Annotated in this window: 17 protein-coding genes; 5 read left to right on the forward strand and 12 right to left on the reverse strand. The window is 64.0% G+C overall.

Going from position 1 to position 17,126, the window contains the following annotated elements:
* The first annotated feature begins 70 nt into the window (after positions 1-70).
* The gene (locus tag V7S54_RS10620) at positions 71-1,615 is read left to right on the forward strand and encodes a trimethylamine methyltransferase family protein (RefSeq protein ID WP_336408373.1); all 1,545 of its coding nucleotides are present in this window, start codon (positions 71-73) and stop codon (positions 1,613-1,615) included.
* Between the two features lie 503 nt (positions 1,616-2,118).
* A complete protein-coding gene (locus tag V7S54_RS10625) occupies positions 2,119-3,351 on the forward strand; it encodes an aromatic ring-hydroxylating oxygenase subunit alpha (protein ID WP_336408372.1) in 1,233 nt (410 codons plus the stop codon).
* A gap of 42 nt (positions 3,352-3,393) precedes the next feature.
* On the opposite strand, the gene V7S54_RS10630 is transcribed toward V7S54_RS10625, so the two are convergent.
* Entirely contained in the window at positions 3,394-3,837 is a 444-nt protein-coding gene (locus V7S54_RS10630) for an Lrp/AsnC family transcriptional regulator (protein WP_234793130.1), read from the reverse strand.
* Between the two features lie 114 nt (positions 3,838-3,951).
* Here V7S54_RS10630 and V7S54_RS10635 point away from each other — a divergent pair, with 114 nt between their 5' ends.
* Positions 3,952-4,536, forward strand: coding sequence for a cysteine hydrolase family protein (locus V7S54_RS10635; RefSeq protein ID WP_058321558.1), 585 nt, complete (start codon positions 3,952-3,954; stop codon positions 4,534-4,536).
* 117 nt (positions 4,537-4,653) lie between these two features.
* On the opposite strand, the gene V7S54_RS10640 is transcribed toward V7S54_RS10635, so the two are convergent.
* The 10 genes from V7S54_RS10640 to V7S54_RS10685 form a co-directional block, all read right to left on the reverse strand.
* Positions 4,654-5,178 carry a hypothetical protein gene (locus V7S54_RS10640; protein WP_065375654.1) on the reverse strand — a complete coding sequence of 175 codons (525 nt, stop codon included), beginning with the start codon at positions 5,176-5,178 and terminating at the stop codon, positions 4,654-4,656.
* A gap of 208 nt (positions 5,179-5,386) precedes the next feature.
* Entirely contained in the window at positions 5,387-6,511 is a 1,125-nt protein-coding gene (locus V7S54_RS10645; RefSeq protein ID WP_442892555.1) for an ABC transporter substrate-binding protein, read from the reverse strand.
* A gap of 17 nt (positions 6,512-6,528) precedes the next feature.
* Complete coding sequence (fhuF, locus tag V7S54_RS10650; protein WP_065375653.1) at positions 6,529-7,284, reverse strand: siderophore-iron reductase FhuF; 756 nt, start codon at positions 7,282-7,284, stop codon at positions 6,529-6,531.
* A gap of 243 nt (positions 7,285-7,527) precedes the next feature.
* The gene (locus tag V7S54_RS10655) at positions 7,528-8,019 is read right to left on the reverse strand and encodes an ester cyclase (RefSeq protein WP_065375652.1); all 492 of its coding nucleotides are present in this window, start codon (positions 8,017-8,019) and stop codon (positions 7,528-7,530) included.
* A gap of 31 nt (positions 8,020-8,050) precedes the next feature.
* Positions 8,051-9,478: a gamma-aminobutyraldehyde dehydrogenase gene (locus V7S54_RS10660; RefSeq protein ID WP_065375651.1), complete on the reverse strand. Its 1,428-nt coding sequence runs from the start codon at positions 9,476-9,478 to the stop codon at positions 8,051-8,053.
* A gap of 24 nt (positions 9,479-9,502) precedes the next feature.
* Positions 9,503-10,318, reverse strand: a complete 816-nt coding sequence (locus V7S54_RS10665; RefSeq protein ID WP_065375650.1) for an ABC transporter permease — start codon at positions 10,316-10,318, stop codon at positions 9,503-9,505.
* Positions 10,308-11,258, reverse strand: coding sequence for an ABC transporter permease (locus V7S54_RS10670; RefSeq protein WP_065375649.1), 951 nt, complete (start codon positions 11,256-11,258; stop codon positions 10,308-10,310). The genes V7S54_RS10665 and V7S54_RS10670 overlap by 11 nt, the downstream gene beginning before the upstream one ends.
* Positions 11,255-12,253, reverse strand: a complete 999-nt coding sequence (locus V7S54_RS10675; protein WP_065375648.1) for an ABC transporter ATP-binding protein — start codon at positions 12,251-12,253, stop codon at positions 11,255-11,257. The genes V7S54_RS10670 and V7S54_RS10675 overlap by 4 nt, the downstream gene beginning before the upstream one ends.
* Before the next feature lie 220 nt (positions 12,254-12,473).
* Positions 12,474-13,634, reverse strand: a complete 1,161-nt coding sequence (locus V7S54_RS10680) for an ABC transporter substrate-binding protein (protein WP_065375647.1) — start codon at positions 13,632-13,634, stop codon at positions 12,474-12,476.
* 160 nt (positions 13,635-13,794) lie between these two features.
* Positions 13,795-14,703 (reverse strand): LysR family transcriptional regulator, encoded by a 909-nt coding sequence (locus tag V7S54_RS10685; protein ID WP_029742595.1) that lies wholly within the window; start codon positions 14,701-14,703, stop codon positions 13,795-13,797.
* Between the two features lie 159 nt (positions 14,704-14,862).
* Between V7S54_RS10685 and V7S54_RS10690 the strand changes: the two genes are divergently transcribed.
* A complete protein-coding gene (locus V7S54_RS10690) occupies positions 14,863-15,777 on the forward strand; it encodes an alpha/beta hydrolase (protein ID WP_065375737.1) in 915 nt (304 codons plus the stop codon).
* A 54-nt stretch (positions 15,778-15,831) separates the two neighbouring features.
* Here V7S54_RS10690 and msrA read toward each other — a convergent pair whose 3' ends face one another.
* Entirely contained in the window at positions 15,832-16,554 is a 723-nt protein-coding gene (msrA, locus tag V7S54_RS10695; RefSeq protein WP_419178171.1) for a peptide-methionine (S)-S-oxide reductase MsrA, read from the reverse strand.
* Positions 16,555-16,706: 152 nt separating this feature from the next.
* Here msrA and V7S54_RS10700 point away from each other — a divergent pair, with 152 nt between their 5' ends.
* On the forward strand, positions 16,707-17,108 hold the full coding sequence (locus V7S54_RS10700; protein WP_065375646.1) for an ACT domain-containing protein: 402 nt from the start codon (positions 16,707-16,709) through the stop codon (positions 17,106-17,108).
* Positions 17,109-17,126: the final 18 nt, after the last annotated feature.

Raw genomic sequence — 17,126 nt, forward strand, 5'->3', positions numbered from 1 at the left:
TTGAATTGAGGATTGCCCCTCACCGCGCGGATGAGGGGCGAAAACACACTCGCCCCATTGGGAGATGATGATGGCTGACGATTGCGCAGTTTCGGCTCCGAGACGGTCCGGGGGACGGGCGGCGCGGGTGGCGCTGCGCGCGGCACCCCTGGCCGAAAACATCCGGCCGGTGCGTCCCGGCCTTTCCGGCGGTCAGTACAAGCCGCTGACCGACGCCAATGTGAAGCGCATCCATGAGGCGGCACTCGATGCGCTGGAACAGATCGGCCTTGCCAACGCACCGAAATCCGGCATCGAGATCATGACCGGTGCCGGCGCGATTCTCGGCGATGACGGGCGCATTCGCTTCCCGCGGGCGCTGGTCGAGGACATGCTTTCGATCGCTGCCCGCGACATCACGCTCTATGCCCGCGATCCGAAGCAGGACCTCGAGCTCAGCGGTACCCGCGTATATTACGGCACGGCGGGTGCTGCCGTGCATATCGTCGACGTCGAGAAACGCGAGTATCGCGAGTCCACCGCCAAGGATCTCTTGAACGCTGCCCAGCTCGTCCATTATCTCGACAATGTGCATTTCTTCCAGCGCGCCATGGTCTGCCGGGACGTCGCCGACAACTTCCTGATGGACGTCAACACGCTCTATGCCTGCTGCGCCGGTACGACGAAACATGTCGGCACCAGCTTCTCGGATCCATCGCATGTCGACGGCTGCTTCGATCTCATCCACATGATCGCCGGCGGCGAGGACAAGTGGCGGGCGCGGCCCTTCGTTTCGAACTCGAACTGCTTCGTCGTTCCGCCGATGAAGTTTGCCGAGGAAAGCTGCATCACCATGGAGAAGTGCATCCGTGCCGGGATGCCGATCCTGCTGCTTTCGGCTGGGCAGGCGGGGGCGACGGCGCCGGCGCCGCTTGCGACCGCAATCGTGCAGGCGGTCGCCGAGTGCCTGGCGGGTGTCGTCTATGTCAACGCCATGTCGCCGGGGCACCCGGCGGTGTTCGGCACCTGGCCTTTCGTCTCGGATTTGAGGACCGGGGCGATGTCCGGCGGCTCCGGCGAGCAGGCGCTGCTGACGGCCGGCTGCGCACAGATGCACCAGTTCTACCGCCTGCCGGGCGGGGCCGCGGCCGGTATCGCCGACGCCAAGCTGCCGGACATGCAGGCCGGCTGGGAGCAGGCAATCTCCAATGTCATGGCCGGGCTTTCGGGCCTCAACATGGTCTATGAAGCCGTCGGCATGCATGCCTCGCTGCTCGGCTTCTGCCTGGAATCGCTGGTGCTCGGCGACGATCTCTTGGGCCAGGTGCAGCGCTGCATCCGCGGCATCGACGTGACGGAGGATTCGGTCTCGCTCGAAACCATGCGCTCGGTCTGCCTCGATGGCCCCGGCCATTATCTCGGCCACCCGCAGACGCTGGGGCTGATGCAGACGGAGTACATCTATCCGGCCGTCGCCGATCGCACGAGCCCGAAGGAGTGGGTCGAGATTGGCCGCCCCGATCTGGTGGCGCGGGCGATCGAGAGGAAAAACCGCATTCTGGCCGAAGCGGCCCCTTCGGTGATCGCGCCGGATATCGATCGGGCCATCCGGGAGAAGTTCCAGATCTTCTGCTGAGTTTAGCTCTCCGCCCCGGTTGCGGGGCGAGGGCAACGGGCGGCCAGATCTGGCGCGGCTCGTTTTTCACAGGTTGCCAGGACAGCGTCGGGTTGAGGTGTCGCCAACCCGCAGGCGATCGCGCATGCGCTGGGGACGGGACGCAGGTGTTTGTCGCGGCCTCGCACCCGCGCGGTAAGGGGAAGCGCCCCTCATCCGGCCTGCCGGCCACCTTCTCCCCGCAGGCGGGGAGAAGGAGACGCGTGGTGACCGCCGTGCCTCAGAAAGGCGAGGTGGAGAGAAGGAGACGTGCAGTGATGCAGGCGCCTGACTATGGGCCGCGTGCAAACGGCCGCTTTCCCCTCTCCCCGCGCGCGGGGAGAGGGTCAGTCCTCGGGTTAAACCCGAGGAGAGGGGCGGACCTCGCTCCAACGACTGGATTGGCGCCATCTGGCGCCGACGAAAATTGAGTACACGCGCGCCGGAACGCGGTCCTTCCGGTCCAATTGTTGGAGTTCAACCCCATGCTCGTTTCGGAGCTCAAGACTACGACTGTCACCGGCGACCGCATCGATCAGCTGGTTGCTGCCCATCGTCCCGGCCATGGGCTTGCCCGCGCCTTCTATCTCGATCCGGAAATCTATGAACGCGACCTCGAGCGGGTTTTCCGCCGCCACTGGCACTGCGTGGCTCATGAGAGCGCGATCCCGAACGTCAATGACTTCGAGGTGTTCCGCATGGCCTCCGAGCAGGTGATCGTCACCCGCACGGCGAGCGGCGAGATCCATGCGATGCTGAATGTCTGCCGCCATCGCGGCGCCGAGGTCTGCACCAAGGACAAGGGCAACGCCCGCGCCTTCGTCTGCCCCTATCACGCCTGGACCTACGGCAATGACGGAGCGCTGAAGGCGGCGCGGCTGATGCCGAAGGATTTCAGGCGCGAGGATCACGGGCTGAAGAAGCTGCATGTGCGCGTCGCCGAAGGGCTGATCTTCATATCCTTCGCCGACGAACCGCTCGATTTTTCCGAGGTCGAGCACCTGCTGCACGCGACCTGCGGCCAATATGGCTGGGGCTCGGCCAAGATCGCCCATCGCCAAACCTATCCTGTTGATGCCAACTGGAAGCTCGCGGTCGAGAACTATGTCGAGTGCTATCACTGCGGCCCGGCGCATCCGGAATACTCGCAGACACACGCGCTGGAGCAGCCGCTGCACATGATCGAGGAGCTGAACGCCCGCATGGAGGCGCGCACCTGCGAACTCGGCATCGAGGTCGGCTCCGGCAACCATTGGCAGACATCTGTCACGGGGAAGGAGGCGGTGCACGCCTTCCGCTATCCGCTCTATGACGGTGCCAAGACCGGCAGCAAGGACGGCCAGCAGCTGAGCCGGCTGATGGGGCGTTTCACCGATTTCGACGGCGGCGTCACCTCGATCCACTTGGGCGGCACCACTTTCCTCGTCTGCTATCCCGATCACGGCATGATCTACCGTTTCATCCCGAAGACGGCGGACACGTCGGAGATGGAGCTGATCTGGCTCGTCGACGGCAAGGCCGAGGAGGGGCGCGACTACGATCTGGAAAAGTTGACGTGGCTGTGGAAAGTGACGACCGAGGAAGACAAGGCGATCATCGAGCACACGTCGCGCGGCGTGCGCTCGCACTATTTCGTGCCGGGTCCGATCGCGCCGATGGAGCACAACGAGCTTCGCTACATCAACTGGTATCTCGACGAGATCAGCCGACCGGTCTGATACGGCGCCTCATTTGAGCGAGACTGGCCGAGGCGTTCCTACCTAATCTCTGCGATCGAAATGGGTCCGGAGCGCCACATGCGTCTGCACCGTGGCGATACCCGGGATCAGGGAGATCTGCCGACGGATCGTGTCGAGGTCGCCGTTCGTAGTGCATTCGACGAGCACCATCAGATCGGTGGAGCCGGCGAGCGACCAGCATGTGACGACCGGCGACAGGGCGGAAAGGTGCGGCACGATGTGGTCGCAATTCTTGCCGGACTGGAACGTGATGGCGACCAAGGCCCTGACCGTCGGGTTCTTGTCCTCGACGCCGAGACGGATCGTGTAGCCGGCGACGACGCCCTTGGCTTCGAGGCGCCGCAGACGTTCGTGCACGCCGCTGCGCGAGAGGCCGGCATGTCGGGCGAGCGCCACCAGGCTCTGGCGTGAATCCTGGCGAAGCGCTGCCAGTAGCAGCCGATCCTTGTCGTCGAGTTCCGTCAAATTGTATCTCCTTTTGCGCGAAGTCCGGACGTTTGTCCGGTTTGGCGCCATCTTGTCCAGTGAAACCGGACGATAGGACAGATAGCTTCCTTCTCGCAACGAAGGAGCTTTGCGATGAAAATACCAGTCGTGCCCGACAATGCCGTGCTGCTGCCGATCGACATGCAGCAGGCTTTCGACAGCGCCCCCTGGCCGCGCCGATGGAATGCCGATATCGACCGGAACGGTCTCACCCTGCTTGCCGCCTGGCGCGCGGCCGGCCGGCCGGTGATCCATGTTCGCCATGACAGCGTCATGCCGGGCTCGACGCTTGGAGCCGGTGCACCCGGCAACGCCTTCCGGCCCGGCTTCGAGCCGCAGGCCGGCGAACCACTCGTCACCAAGAGCGTCAACGCGGCCTTCATCGGTACCGATCTCGACCTCAGGCTTCGGCGTCTCGGCGTCGATACAGTCGTTACCTTCGGCATCTCGACCGACATGTGTGTCTCCACCTCGGTGCGCGTTGGCGCCAATCTCGGCTACCGCATGATCCTCGTCGAGGATGCGTGCGATTGCTTCGACCAGCCGGATGGAGATGGAACGGTCATCGCGGCCCGGGATGTCCACCGGGCCCATGTCGCGACCTTGCGCGCCGAATTCGCCGAGGTGACGACGACGGTTGCCTTCGTCGAAGCCCTACGCCGTCCGGACGCCGCCTAGAGTGTCCCACTCTCCTGTCGAATCGCCGAGCGCGCGCTGTTCACAAGCGATTCCTGATAAACTTTGAAGCGGGTTTCCGCCGGAATTGTGTCGCATTCCGGGCATTGCACCGGCTGTTCACCGGTTTGTGCCGCGGACCTCGACGATGTCGGTCGTCCATTTCGGCGCCGTCAGGCTCTGGCCTTCGCGGTTCGGAAAGGTGAGGAAGGTCTCGAACGGCCGGCTCTGGCCGGCCGGCACCCGGGCGAGAATGAGGGCCGCGTCGTCGCCGATCGTCTGGCAGACATCGTCCGGGCAATTTTCCAGCGTGACGGAGAGGCGGAAATATTCGAGCAGCGTCTGGCCCTTGTTCGTCACCGTGCCACGCAGGCGGAAGCTTCGTTCCGGTTGGCTCTGCTCGAAGGTCAGGCCATCAAGCGCAATGTCGGCGGCGGTCAGGCCCGCGGGCTGCGTCGTCTGGACCGGTTCAGGTGCTGCGGGCTTGCGGCCGTCGCGATCGCCGAACCAGATGACGAAGGCGACGAGCAGGCCGACCGCTACGGCAACCGAGAGGATCGGTTCCGCCCATTGGCGAAAACGGCTGAAGCGCGCTGCCAGATACACAACGACAAGACCCAGCGGTAACGCAATCAACCAAAGCATCCGGATCCTCCTCAGCGCATCATTCCTTGAATCGGATTCGATGCAAGAGGGAAACCATGCAGCCGATCAAAGCTTTAGACGGTCCTTGCCCTCGCCGGGCAAGGCCGTGACGACATTTATATAGGGTGCCCGACGGCTGACAACACGTGACCATAGGCAGCAGCCGATGGTTCCGGTTGGCTAGGGATTGGACCCTTTTGCCGGCAAGCTAGTCCGCCGGCTTTAGATCCACCCAATAGGTGCCTTCGAACGGAACCGCGGCGAAGCGGGCGTTGATCTCGGCAAGGCTCTTCTTCGGGTCGAGATCGCCAAAGAGGTCCGGCCGGATCCAGGTGGCGAAGGCTTCTGCCGCGACAATGTTGAGCGGGATGGCGTTGAAGAAGTTCCAGAGCCCGTGGACGCGCTTTTCCTGTACGGCGCGGAGGCTCGAAAGGGCGGGCGCCTCGATCGTGCGGGCGAGCGTCTGCTGCGCTTCGTCTTCGCTGATACCGGGGCCGATCGAGAGCGTGCCGTACTTGCCGCCGGGCGAGGAGGTGGCGATGTAGATGTCGGGATTGGCGGCCATGACCGCCTCGGCATTGACCGTGCCGCCCGGCCGCGGCAGCGCGCCTTCGGCGATGTTGCGGCCACCGGCCATCGTCAGGAACTCGCCGAGGCCACCGGTGCCATAGGCCCAGCAGCAGCGGTCGGCCTGGGGGAAGGCGTCCATCAGCACCAGCGGCCGCGGTTCGGGCTTGGCGGCGACGCGTGATCGGATCAGCGCCAGCTTGTCCTCGTAGAACTGAGCGAAGGCGTCTGCCTGTTCGTCCCGTTCGAGGATCTTGCCGAGCAGGCGCATCATGCGCGGCGTGCTCGTCAGCGGATCATTGTTGAAGTCGACGACGATGACAGGCACGCCGATGCCGGACAGATAGTCGATCGCGCGCTTGCCGGGTTCGGTGTCGGCCTGCCAATTGGCGAGGATCGCAAGGTCGGCCTTCAGCGTCAGCAGCGTCTCGAAGGAAAGGCCCGGACCGGTTCCGTCGTCGATCTGCGGCACGGCGGCGATTGCCGGAAACTTCCGCCGAAAGCTCTCGTAGATTTCCGGATTGTCGCCCTTCATGTCGCCCGACCAGCCGGCCAGCAGGCTGACGGGATCGGGATGGATCAGCGACAGCGCGACGAGATTGAAGCCGCTGCCGAGCAGGATCGCCTTGGGTTTCGCCGGGATCGTCACCTCGCGGCCGACTGCATCGGTGACGGTCATCGGCCATTGGCCTTCGGCTTGGGCGGCTGTCGCGAGCGTCAGAGCAGCAAGGATGACGAGCAGGAACCGCCGGGCGGTCTGGAAAATGCAGCGATGAAGCAAACCTATTGGTTCCTTTGGCTGGGAAGGGCGCAGAGGCTGCCGCAACTCGGCACGCCGGGCAGCAGGTAGCGTAGGCAGCAGATCTTGCGGCGGCAGACGCGGGCGCCGTCTTCTTCCTCGTGACGCAGGCAATCGAAGAAGGGATTGGGCGTGCCGTCCGGCAGGGATTTGCTGCCGATGAGGGCATCGGCCTGGGCGTTCAGCGGCTCGATGCCGGAGGCCCGCAGCGCATAGTCGATGTAGACGAGCGCATTGTTCCAGGCGAGTTTCGGGGCGATGCCGCCGACGGACTTGAGGTAACCGACGACCTCGCGCAGATGCCCTTGCATCAGGGGGCCAAGCGTTGCGAAAACATCGTCGTCATCGGTTTCTTGCCAGTCACCCGACGTCGCGACGCCGAAGGTTCGGGGCAGGCCATCTTCGGCAAGCGCCACTTTCATTTGGCTGAAGGTGACGGGGAGCACCTGATGGTCGAGCACGCGCGCGACCAGATAAGGGATAGTGAGGCTCGAAAAATAATAGAGCGACCACATGGAAGCGACGGCGCGTCGATCGCTGGCTCCGGATTTTTCCGTGTAGATGTCAAGCGCCCTGTCGAAGGCGCCGGAGGCGAAGAAGTCCGGCAGCGCAACGCCGTCGGAGAGTTCGTCCGAGAGCACCATCTTCTCGTTGCACCAGGCATGGGTGCCGGCAAAGGCGGCCGACAGTGCCTTGGGGCCGCCTGTCGCGACGACCGGTTCGGAAACGGCAACCGTCATGACGTCATCCGCATCCGGGCAAGCCCGATCGGAAACTCAGCCGTAAAAGAACGCCGTCCTGCAAGCATGCGACACCTTCTGAGCGCGGTCAGAAACTCATAAGGTGATCGTGTTACTCAAGATTTTTTGCGGCGCAAGTCATTTATGAGTTTTGCAATCATGATTTGCAGGCAAAAGATGCGATGGCTGCAAGCGGGAGCTTGCTGCCATCGAAGCGTCGTAACGCTGGCTAAGCGCCGCCCGTTACATCAGACCGAGCTGTTTGTAGAAGCCCAGGGCATCGTAATAGTCGTTCTGGGCGGCGATCTTGCCGTCCGTGATGGTGAATACCGAAGCGCCAGTGAACTTGAAGCTCTTGTTGGTCGCGGCCGTGCCATCAGCCCAGGCGCCTGAGTTGGTGCCGGAGAACTCCCATTCGAAGGAGACCTTGTCGCCGGCAGCGATCGGGTCGCCCTTCATGGTCCAGGCCGCATCGGGAACGGCGTTCAGGAAGTTGTCGATGACGCCGGTCTTGGCGGCATCTTTCCCGGTGACCGGCTTGCCGACGGATGCGTCGTAATAGGTCACGTCGTCGGCGAAGTAGGATGCGGCCTTGGCCGAGTCATGGGCGTTCCAGGCCGCGACATAGGCCGCGACCACATCGGGCGCGGCGTCGGCGGCGAAGGCCGCCGGCGAGAGCACGAGCGTGCTGAGCCCCAGAGCACCTGCAGCGACAAGCAGTTGACGACGGTACATGGCAAACTTCTCCCAGGCGCGCGAGTGCGCCTCAGCCGTGGTTGATCATGATGTGGCGAACGGCGGTGTAGTCCTCGAGCGCATAGACCGACATGTCCTTGCCGTAGCCCGACTGCTTGACGCCGCCATGCGGCATCTCGTTGGTCAACATGAAATGGGTGTTGATCCAAGTGCAGCCATATTGCAGGCGGGAAGCCGCCTTCATCGCCCGGGAGATGTCCTTGGTCCAGACAGAGGAGGCGAGGCCGTAGTCGCTGTCGTTGGCCCAGGCGATCGCATCGTCCTTGCCGGTGAAGCGGGTGACGGAAACGACCGGGCCGAAGACTTCGCGGCGCACGATCTCGTCCTCCTGGGTAGCGCCGGCGACCACGGTCGGCTGGAAGAAGAAGCCGTCGCTGCTGCCGGCGCTGCCGCCGGTGGTGATCTCGATGTGCTTCTGGTCGGCGGCACGCTCGACGAAGCTTGCAACGCGATCGCGCTGGCGGCGCGAAATCAGCGGGCCGATCTCGTTTTCGGTGTCGTCTGCGTGGTTGTAGCGGATGGTCGAGACGGCCGAGGTAAGGTCAGCGACCAGCTTCTCGTAGATGCCGGCTTCGGCATAGATGCGGCAGGCGGCGGTGCAGTCCTGGCCGGCATTGTAGTAGCCGAAGGTGCGGATGCCATTGACGACAGCTTCGAGGTCGGCGTCGTCATAGACGATGACCGGGGCCTTGCCGCCGAGTTCGAGATGCGTGCGCTTGACCGTCTTGGCGGCCGCCGCCAGCACCTTCTTGCCGGTGGCGATGTCGCCGGTGATCGAGACCATCGAGATCTTCGGGTGGTTGATCAGCGCATTGCCGACGGTTTCGCCGCGGCCGGAAATGACGTTAACGACGCCTTCCGGCAGAATGTCGGCGAGCACGCGGGCAAGCTTCAGCGCCGTCAGCGGCGTCTGCTCGGAGGGCTTGAAGACGACGGTGTTGCCGCCGGCGATCGCCGGCGCCAGCTTCCAGGCCATCATCATCAGCGGATAGTTCCAGGGCGCGATCGAGCCGACGATGCCGATCGGGTCGCGGCGGATCATCGAGGTGTGGCCGGGCAGGTATTCGCCAGCCGTCGGCGCATGCAGGTTACGCACGGCGCCGGCGAAGAAGCGCCAGCAGTCGATGATCGCCGGCAGTTCGTCGTTCTTCACCGCGTTGATCGGCTTGCCGCAGTTCAGCGCCTCAAGGGCTGCAAAGCCGTCCGCATCCTTCTCGATCGCATCGGCGATCTTGAGCAGATAGTTGGAGCGCTCGGCGGGTGTGGTCTGCGACCAGCTGGTGAAGGCCTGCTCGGCAGCGTCCACAGCCGCCTCGACCTGGGTATGCGAGGCTTCCGGCAGGTCGACGATCTTGCCGCCCGTCCGCGGGTTCAGGATGTGTTCGTCGGCCTCGGTGCCGGCCTCGAAGCGCGATCCGATCAGCAGTTGGGTGTCCATGTCTGTTCTCCCTTGATAGTCGAGTTATTTGCCGGCGCCGGCGATCTGGTCGCCGTCGCGGGTGAGGTAGTAGGCGCCGAGGATCGGCAGGAAGGTGACGAGCACCACGACCATGGCGACGACATTGGTCACCGGCCGCTGGCGCGGGCGGATCAGCTCTTCGAGCATCCAGATCGGCAGGGTGGATTGCTGGCCGGCGGTAAAGGTGGTGACGATCACCTCGTCGAAGGACAGCGCGAAGGCGAGCATGCCGCCGGCCAAGAGCGCCGTGCCGATATTCGGCAGGATGATGTGGCGGAAGGTCTGGAAACCGTCGGCGCCGAGATCCATCGAGGCTTCGATCAGCGAGCCGGAAACCCGCCGGAAACGGGCGACCGCATTGTTGTAGACGACGACGATGCAGAAGGTCGCGTGGCCGAGCACGATGGTCCAGAAGGAGAAGGGAATGTCGGCCATCGAGAAGGCGGAGCGCAGCGCAATGCCGGTGATGATGCCTGGCAGCGCAATCGGCAGGATGACGAGCAGCGAAATCGTCTCGCGGCCGAAGAAGCGCGTCTGGCTGACGGCGGCCGCACAGAGCGTGCCGAGTACCAGCGCGACCGCGGTCGCGATCGAGGCGACCTTGACCGAGAGCGTCAGCGCCGCCCAGACGTCGGGCCTGTTCCAGGCGACGGCGAACCATTGCGTCGTCAGCCCCGGCGGCGGGAACTGGTAGCTCTTTTCCTCGGTCGTAAAGGCGTAGAGGAAGATCAGCAGGATCGGCAGGTGCAGGAAGGCGAGGCCGGCGGCAGCGGCGATCTTCAGGCCCATTGGCGAGCGGTTGAGGCGATCAGAGCGCATCGAAAGCCCCCATGCGTTTGGCCATGAACAGGTAGGCGCCCATGATGACGATCGGCACCACCGTGAAGGCGGCGGCGAGCGGAATGTTGCCGGCCGTGCCCTGCTGGGCATAGACCGCCTGGCCGATGAAGAGGCGGGACGAGCCGACGATCTGCGGAATGATGTAATCGCCGAGCGTCAGCGAGAAGGTGAAGATCGAGCCGGCGACGATGCCGGGCAGCGCTAAGGGAAAGAGCACATGACGGAAGGTCTGGGCCGGCGTGCCGCCGAGATCGGACGAAGCCTCGATCAGGTTGCCCGGCACGCGCTCGAGCGCTGCCTGGATCGGCAGGATCATGAAGGGCAGCCAGACATAGACGAAGACGATGAAGGTGCCGGTATAGCTGACCGAGAGCGAGTTGCCGCCGACGACGGGAAGCGCCAGCCAGGCGTCGAGCAGCCAGAGCAGGTGCAGCTTTTCGAAGATCCAGGTGAGAATGCCTTCCTTGGCGAGGATCAGCTTCCAGGCATAGATCTTGACGAGGTAGCTCGACCAGAGCGGCAGCATGACGCCGAGATAGAACAGCACCTTCCATTTTCCCTGCGCGTAGCGCGCCGCGTAGTAGGCGATCGGGAAGGCGATGACGGCGGAGGCGAGCGTGACGGTCGCCGCCATCAGCACGGTGCGCAGGATGATGTCGAGATTGGTTTCGCTGAGCAGCTGGCGATAGGTCGCCAGCGTGAACTCGTAGTTGATGAGACCCGAGAAATCGTCGATCGAGAAGAAGCTCTGCAGCAACAGCGCAAAGAGCGATCCCAGATAGACGACGCCGAGCCAGAGCAGCGGCGGCGCGAGCATTATCATCAGAAGCAGATGCGGGTGCTTCCAGAAGAAGTCCGACAGGCGACCGGCGGGGCCGCGGCGTTCGGCCAAGACGATGGGTTCGGCAAAGGCGGTCATGCGTCCTCCATCGGGTGCAGCTCGTCGGCGGCGAAGCTGATGGTGACGGGGCTGCCGACCGCAGGCACGGTGAGCGCTGCGGGGCTGGCGACGGCGACACGGGCGCCATCGACGTCGACGACGACGCGGTTGACGGCGCCGAGGAAACTATGGGCCGAGACGGTGCCCGAGAGGCTGAGCGCGCCGGTCCACGGGGTGGAGATGGAGATCGCCTCCGGGCGCAGGCTGGCGGAGGGTGCCTTCAGGCCGAGCCGCTGGCAAAGTTTCGCCGGCAGCACGTTGGACGAGCCGACGAAATCGGCAACGAAGCGGGTCTTCGGCTGCTTGTAGACGTCTTCGGGGCTGCCGAGCTGCTGGATGCGGCCATCGTTGAAGACGGCGATGCGGTCGGCCATCGACAGCGCCTCGCCCTGGTCGTGGGTGACGAAGACGAAGGTAATGCCCAGCGACTTCTGCAGGCTCTTCAGTTCCTCCTGCATCTGCTCGCGCAGCTTCAGGTCAAGCGCGCCGAGCGGTTCGTCGAGCAGCAGAACCTTGGGCTTGTTGACAAGGGCGCGGGCGAGCGCCACGCGCTGGCGCTGGCCGCCGGAGAGCTGGCCCGGGCGGCGGGTGCCATAGCCCGGCAGCTTGACCATGGCGAGCGCGTCCTCGGCAGCCTTGCGGCGTTCCTCGCGGCCGACGCCCTTGACCATCAGCCCGTAGGCGACGTTGTCGAGGATCGAGAGATGCGGGAAGAGGGCGTAGTCCTGGAACACCGTGTTGACGCTGCGGCGGTAGGGCGGCACGCCCTCGGCCGTCTCGCCGAAGATCTCGATATGGCCGCCAGTCGGCTGCTCGAACCCGGCCATCAGGCGCAGGCACGTGGTTTTGCCCGAGCCGGAGGGGCCGAGCATGGCGAAGAACTCGCCCTCGGCGATTTCGAGGTTCACGCCATCGACGGCGCGCACGGCGCCGAAGTGGCGGGAAACATTGTCGAAGAGAACGGCGGTGGTCATCGAGATACTCCGGAAAATGTGGCCCCTCATCCCCGCGGTGAGGGAAAGCGCCCCTCATCCGCTCTGCCGGGCACCTTCTCCCGCAGGCGGGGCGAAGGGGACGTGCGGCGGGCGGCTTGCCTCAAAGGTCACGCCCGAGGCTTGGCCGGGGGCGTTCCCTCTCCCCGCGTGCGGGGAGAGGGTCAGGGTGAGGGGCAAATGCTTGCTATGCGGTTGCGGCTCAGCGGCCGCCAATCACGCCAATGTAGTCGGAGACCCAGCGGTGATAGGGCACGCATTCGCCCTGGCTTTCGCACTTCGTCACGGGCGTCTTCCAGAACTTGACCTTGTCGAAGTCCTCGTAGCCGTTGGTCTTGCAGCCGGCGTCGGTCAGGAGTTCGTTGCCCTTGCAGGCCGCACCGACCGACGGGTTGGCGCCGAACCAGGCGGAAACGTCGCCCTGCACCTTCGGCGACAACGAATGCTCCATCCACATATAGGCGCAGTTCGGATGGGCGCTTTCAGCATGCAGCATGGTGGTATCCGCCCATCCGGTGACGCCTTCTTCCGGAATGGTCGAAGAGATCGGCAGCTTCTCGGCTTCCATCAGGTTGACCTGGAACGGCCAGGAGCCGGAGGCCACCACCCCTTCGTTCTTGAAGTCGTCGATCTGGATCATCGCGTCGTGCCAGTAGCGGCCGACCAGCTTGCGCTGGCCGCGAAGCAGGTCGAGGGCCGCCTTGTACTGGTCCTCGTTCAGCTCATAAGGATTCTTGATGCCGAGATCGGGCTTGTGGGTCATCAGGTAGTTGGCGGCGTCGGCCACATGGATCGGGCCATCATAGGCCTGGACGCGGCCCTTGTTGGACTTGCCGTCGGGCAGGGACATTTCCTCGAAGACGACGTTCCAGCTCTTCGGCGCTTCGCCCTTGAAGGCATCCTTGTTGTACATCAGCACGTTCGGGCCCCAGACATAAGGCGTACCGTAGTGGACGCCGTTGACCGTGTGCCAGGGCGCATTCTGCATGCGCTCGTCGATCGTCTTCCAGCTGGGAATCAGGTCGGTGTTAACAGGCTGGACGCGCTTGCCGGCAACGAGGCGCAGCGACGCGTCTCCCGAGGCGGTGACGAGGTCGAAGCCGCCTTCATTCATCAGCGCGACCATTTCGTCCGAGGTGGCGGCCGTCTTGACCGAGACCTTGCAGCCGGTCTGCTTTTCGAAATCCGTGACCCAGTCGTAGTTCTTGTCGGTGTCGCCGCGCTCGATGTAGCCGGCCCAAGCGACGATGGAGAGTTCGCCTTCACCCTTGCCGAGTTCCTTCAGCGGCTCCTGCGCGAATGCCGGGGCAACAAGGCCGAGCGACAAGGTCAATGCCGTGCAGGATTTGAGCATCTGCTTCATCTGAATTCTCCCAGTTTTGAGCCGCGTTTTGCGGCTTCGTTCCCAGGTTGAAGCGTGCCTTGATTTCTCCGCATTCGCAAATTCATTAAACAGAATGTCGCTTTCGGTTTTTCCGATATCAACTCTCCGAAACCGCCTGAAAGCAAGCAAAACCAGTGGGTTAACGCGGGCGGGCGCTTCTGAGCGCCTCGGCGATACCGACGAAATCGCGCGCCGATTGCGGCAGGCCAGAGCCCTTTCGCCAGACCATGCCGACCTGCACGACGGGAAGCGCGCCGGAGACGTCGCGGCTTTCGATGCGGTCGCCTTCAAGCGACCAGGGGCGGTAGACGAGATCGGGCAGTAGCGCGATGCCGGCGCCGGTTGCGACCAGGCTGCGCACCGCTTCCACCGAGCGGGTGCGGAAGGCGACATGCGGGCGGGCGCCGAGCGCCGACAGCAATTTGCCGGTGTTTTCCTCGATTTCATCCACCGTCAGCATGATCAGCGGCTCCTTGGCGATATCGCTGACGGAGATGATATCGGCGCTGACAAGCGGATGGCCGATCGGCAGCCAGAGGCGGTAGGGCGAGGTCTCGAGGATTTCGGCCTGCAGCGCCATGCGGTCGCGCAGGTTGGAGATGACCATGACGGCGACATCGAGTTCGCCGCCGATCAACAGGTGTTCGAGATAGGAGCCGTTGTCCTCGATGGCGCTGACCTCGACGCCGGGGCAGGCGCGGCGATAGCGGGCAAGCAGATCGGAGAGCACGTAGCCGGCAACGAGCGAAGTGACCCCAAGATTGAGCTTGCCGCCGGTTTCCTCGCGGCTGTCTGAAAAGCTGCGTCTGGCGTCGGAGACATTGGAGAGGATCTTTGTGGCGTGGCGCAGGAACTGGTGGCCGTTGTGGGTGATCGACAGGCCACGCGGATGCCGGTCGAAGAGCTCGACGCCGAGATCGCCTTCGAGCTCCTTGATCGCCTCGGTGATCGAGGACTGCGAGATCGAAAGGTTCTGCGCCGCGCGGGTGATCGAACCCTGCTCGGCGACGGCGACGAAATACTGCAACTGGCGGAATGTGAAGGCCATGGCGCGAGTTAATAGGTGCGGGGCAGGGCTGGCAAGCGCCGAAACGCAAGCGGATCGGTCGGTGATTTTTTCCTGTCATGTCGATTTTCGAACAGGGAGCGGGCGTGCCGATGCTAAGCTGGCGCGAAAGCGGGATGAGAGGAGGACGATGTGGACCAGATGACGAAGCGGCCGATACCGACGGAGGAGGGGATCCTCGCCTTTCACCGCCGCTGCGAGGCGTTCTATCCGGCCGATGCGGTCGATGCCTCGATCGAGCAGCAGCGCCAATGGTACGACGCGCTTTGCGCCGAATTCGATGCGCCGAGCTCGGCCGGCCTCACCCGTGAAGATGCGCTTGTTGACGGTCGCATTCCGGTCCGGCGCTACCGGCCCGCAACGGTTTCGACGAAGACCCGCATCTACTACATCCATGGCGGCGGCTTCGTCGTCGGTTCGCTTAACAGCCATGATGCGATCTGCGCCGAGCTGGCGGATTTTGCTGGGGCTGAGCTGGTATCGGTCGATTATCGCCTGGCGCCCGAGCATGTCTGGCCAGCGGCCTTCGAGGATTGTTATGCGGTGCTGCAGGAGTTGCTTGCCGACGCTCGCCCGGTCGTCATTGCCGGCGACAGCGCCGGCGGCAACCTCACGGCGGGCATCGTGCTCAAGGCGCGGGCGGAGGGGCTCACCGGCATCGTCGGCCAGGTGCTGATCTATCCGGGTCTCGGCGGCGATCTGGTCTCGGGTTCCTATGTCGAAATGGCCGAGGCGCCGGGGCTGACGACCGCCGACACCAGCTATTATCGCGAGATGCTGCAGGCGCCTGTCGACAATCCCTTCGCAGCGCCCTTGGCGGAAAAGGATCTCTCGGGCTTGCCGCCGACCTATATCACCGGTGCCTTCTTCGATCCGTTGCGCGATGACGCGCGCCTCTATGCGGCGCGCCTTGCCATGGCCGGGGTCAACGTCACCTTCCGCGAGGAGCCGCAGATGATCCATGCCTGGCTGCGGGCACGGCACATGAGCGAGGGCGCGCGGGAAGGGTTTCGGCGGCTGGCCGAGGGCGTGGCGGTGCTTGCAGGAACCCGCTGACAATTGCTGCGATGCCGTTCCGGGCGGAAGGCTGCGTCACGCTATTTCTATGATCTAGCTTTTCGCCTTGAACACCAGCACGGGGTTTGCCCGGAAGGCCTGCGGAAAGAGCGCCCGCAAGTTCTCGATCTTCGGCATGTCGTTGTAGACGATATAGGGATGGGTCGGGTTGCGCGTCAGGAAATCCTGATGATAGTCCTCGGCGGCGTAGAATCCCCTAAAGGGTGAGACTTCCGTAACGATCGCGGCGGGGAAGGCTCGTGATTTGCCGAGTTCGGCGATATAGGCGTCGGCGATGCGCTTCTGCTCATCCGTGACGGCAAAGAGCGCCGATCGGTATTGGGTGCCATGGTCAGGGCCCTGGTAATTGAGCTGTGTCGGGTTGTGGGCGACGGAGAAGAAGACCTGCAACAGTCCTCCATAGGTCACCTCGCGCGGATCGTAGGTGACCTCCACTGATTCCGCGTGGCCGGTCTTGCCGCCGCTGACCGTCTCGTAGTCGGCGGTCGCGGCGCTGCCGCCGGAGTAGCCCGAAACGGCTTTTTTCACGCCTTTGACATGCTGGAAAACGCCCTGAACGCCCCAGAAGCAGCCGCCGGCAAAGACGGCGATTTCCGTCGTGCCGGACACTTTCTCGTCGAGCGAGGGCGGCGGGATGACGACGGCCGGTTCCTGGGCGGCGGCGAGCGGTACCGCGGCCAGCAGCGCGGCGAAGGTAGCCGTCAGCATCCCGAGGGGTCTGTAAGAGGCATGTGCCGGCTTGCTGCTCAACGCCATCATTTCCTCCACCAGCCGGTTTCCACTCCGGGCGCTTGATGACCTCATGTTTTCACGGGAATGACAATGGTCAAATCGCGATCGCGTGCTTCACGCCAACGTGACGATCCGCTACCACTCCCTGCAGAAGAAGCGGTTCGAAAGGGAATGTCATGGCCGGCGAAACGGATCTCGCAAAACTGCTGGCGACGATGAACCCGGTGCTGTTTCCGCAGACCTATGTCTACTGCACCGTCGCCTACCGCGATCAGGCGCGCTACGAGGCGCTGGAGCCGCTTGCCACCTATCGCGAGGATGAGGGGCTCACGCTGGTCCTTGCCCGCAGCGCTGCGGACGAGGCGGGGCTCGACTATGGCCCGCTGCTCCGGCGCATCACGCTCAACGTGCATTCGGCACTCGAAGCGGTCGGGCTGACGGCGGCGGTATCGGCGGCGCTGACGCGCGAGGGCATCAGCGCCAATGTGATTGCCGCCTATTATCACGACCACATCTTCGTGCCGGAAGCGGATGCCGAGCGGGCGCTGGCGGCACTTCGCGCGCTGACGATCGCCTGACCGTCCCGAGCTGCCCGG

The organism is Ensifer sp. CCNWLY38, assembly GCF_037120565.1.
GTDB lineage: Bacteria > Pseudomonadota > Alphaproteobacteria > Rhizobiales > Rhizobiaceae > Ensifer > Ensifer adhaerens_H.

Coding starts and splice junctions, on each gene's coding strand:
- V7S54_RS10620 (WP_336408373.1), top strand. CDS start 71: ATGGCTGACGATTGCGCAGTTTCGGCTCCGAGACGGTCCGGGGGACGG.
- V7S54_RS10700 (WP_065375646.1), top strand. CDS start 16,707: ATGGCCGGCGAAACGGATCTCGCAAAACTGCTGGCGACGATGAACCCG.
- V7S54_RS10675 (WP_065375648.1), bottom strand. CDS start 12,253: ATGACCACCGCCGTTCTCTTCGACAATGTTTCCCGCCACTTCGGCGCC.
- V7S54_RS10670 (WP_065375649.1), bottom strand. CDS start 11,258: ATGACCGCCTTTGCCGAACCCATCGTCTTGGCCGAACGCCGCGGCCCC.
- V7S54_RS10685 (WP_029742595.1), bottom strand. CDS start 14,703: ATGGCCTTCACATTCCGCCAGTTGCAGTATTTCGTCGCCGTCGCCGAG.
- V7S54_RS10655 (WP_065375652.1), bottom strand. CDS start 8,019: ATGTACCGTCGTCAACTGCTTGTCGCTGCAGGTGCTCTGGGGCTCAGC.
- V7S54_RS10665 (WP_065375650.1), bottom strand. CDS start 10,318: ATGCGCTCTGATCGCCTCAACCGCTCGCCAATGGGCCTGAAGATCGCC.
- V7S54_RS10680 (WP_065375647.1), bottom strand. CDS start 13,634: ATGAAGCAGATGCTCAAATCCTGCACGGCATTGACCTTGTCGCTCGGC.
- V7S54_RS10625 (WP_336408372.1), top strand. CDS start 2,119: ATGCTCGTTTCGGAGCTCAAGACTACGACTGTCACCGGCGACCGCATC.
- V7S54_RS10635 (WP_058321558.1), top strand. CDS start 3,952: ATGAAAATACCAGTCGTGCCCGACAATGCCGTGCTGCTGCCGATCGAC.
- fhuF (WP_065375653.1), bottom strand. CDS start 7,284: ATGACGGTTGCCGTTTCCGAACCGGTCGTCGCGACAGGCGGCCCCAAG.
- msrA (WP_419178171.1), bottom strand. CDS start 16,554: ATGGCGTTGAGCAGCAAGCCGGCACATGCCTCTTACAGACCCCTCGGG.
- V7S54_RS10690 (WP_065375737.1), top strand. CDS start 14,863: ATGACGAAGCGGCCGATACCGACGGAGGAGGGGATCCTCGCCTTTCAC.
- V7S54_RS10660 (WP_065375651.1), bottom strand. CDS start 9,478: ATGGACACCCAACTGCTGATCGGATCGCGCTTCGAGGCCGGCACCGAG.
- V7S54_RS10640 (WP_065375654.1), bottom strand. CDS start 5,178: ATGCTTTGGTTGATTGCGTTACCGCTGGGTCTTGTCGTTGTGTATCTG.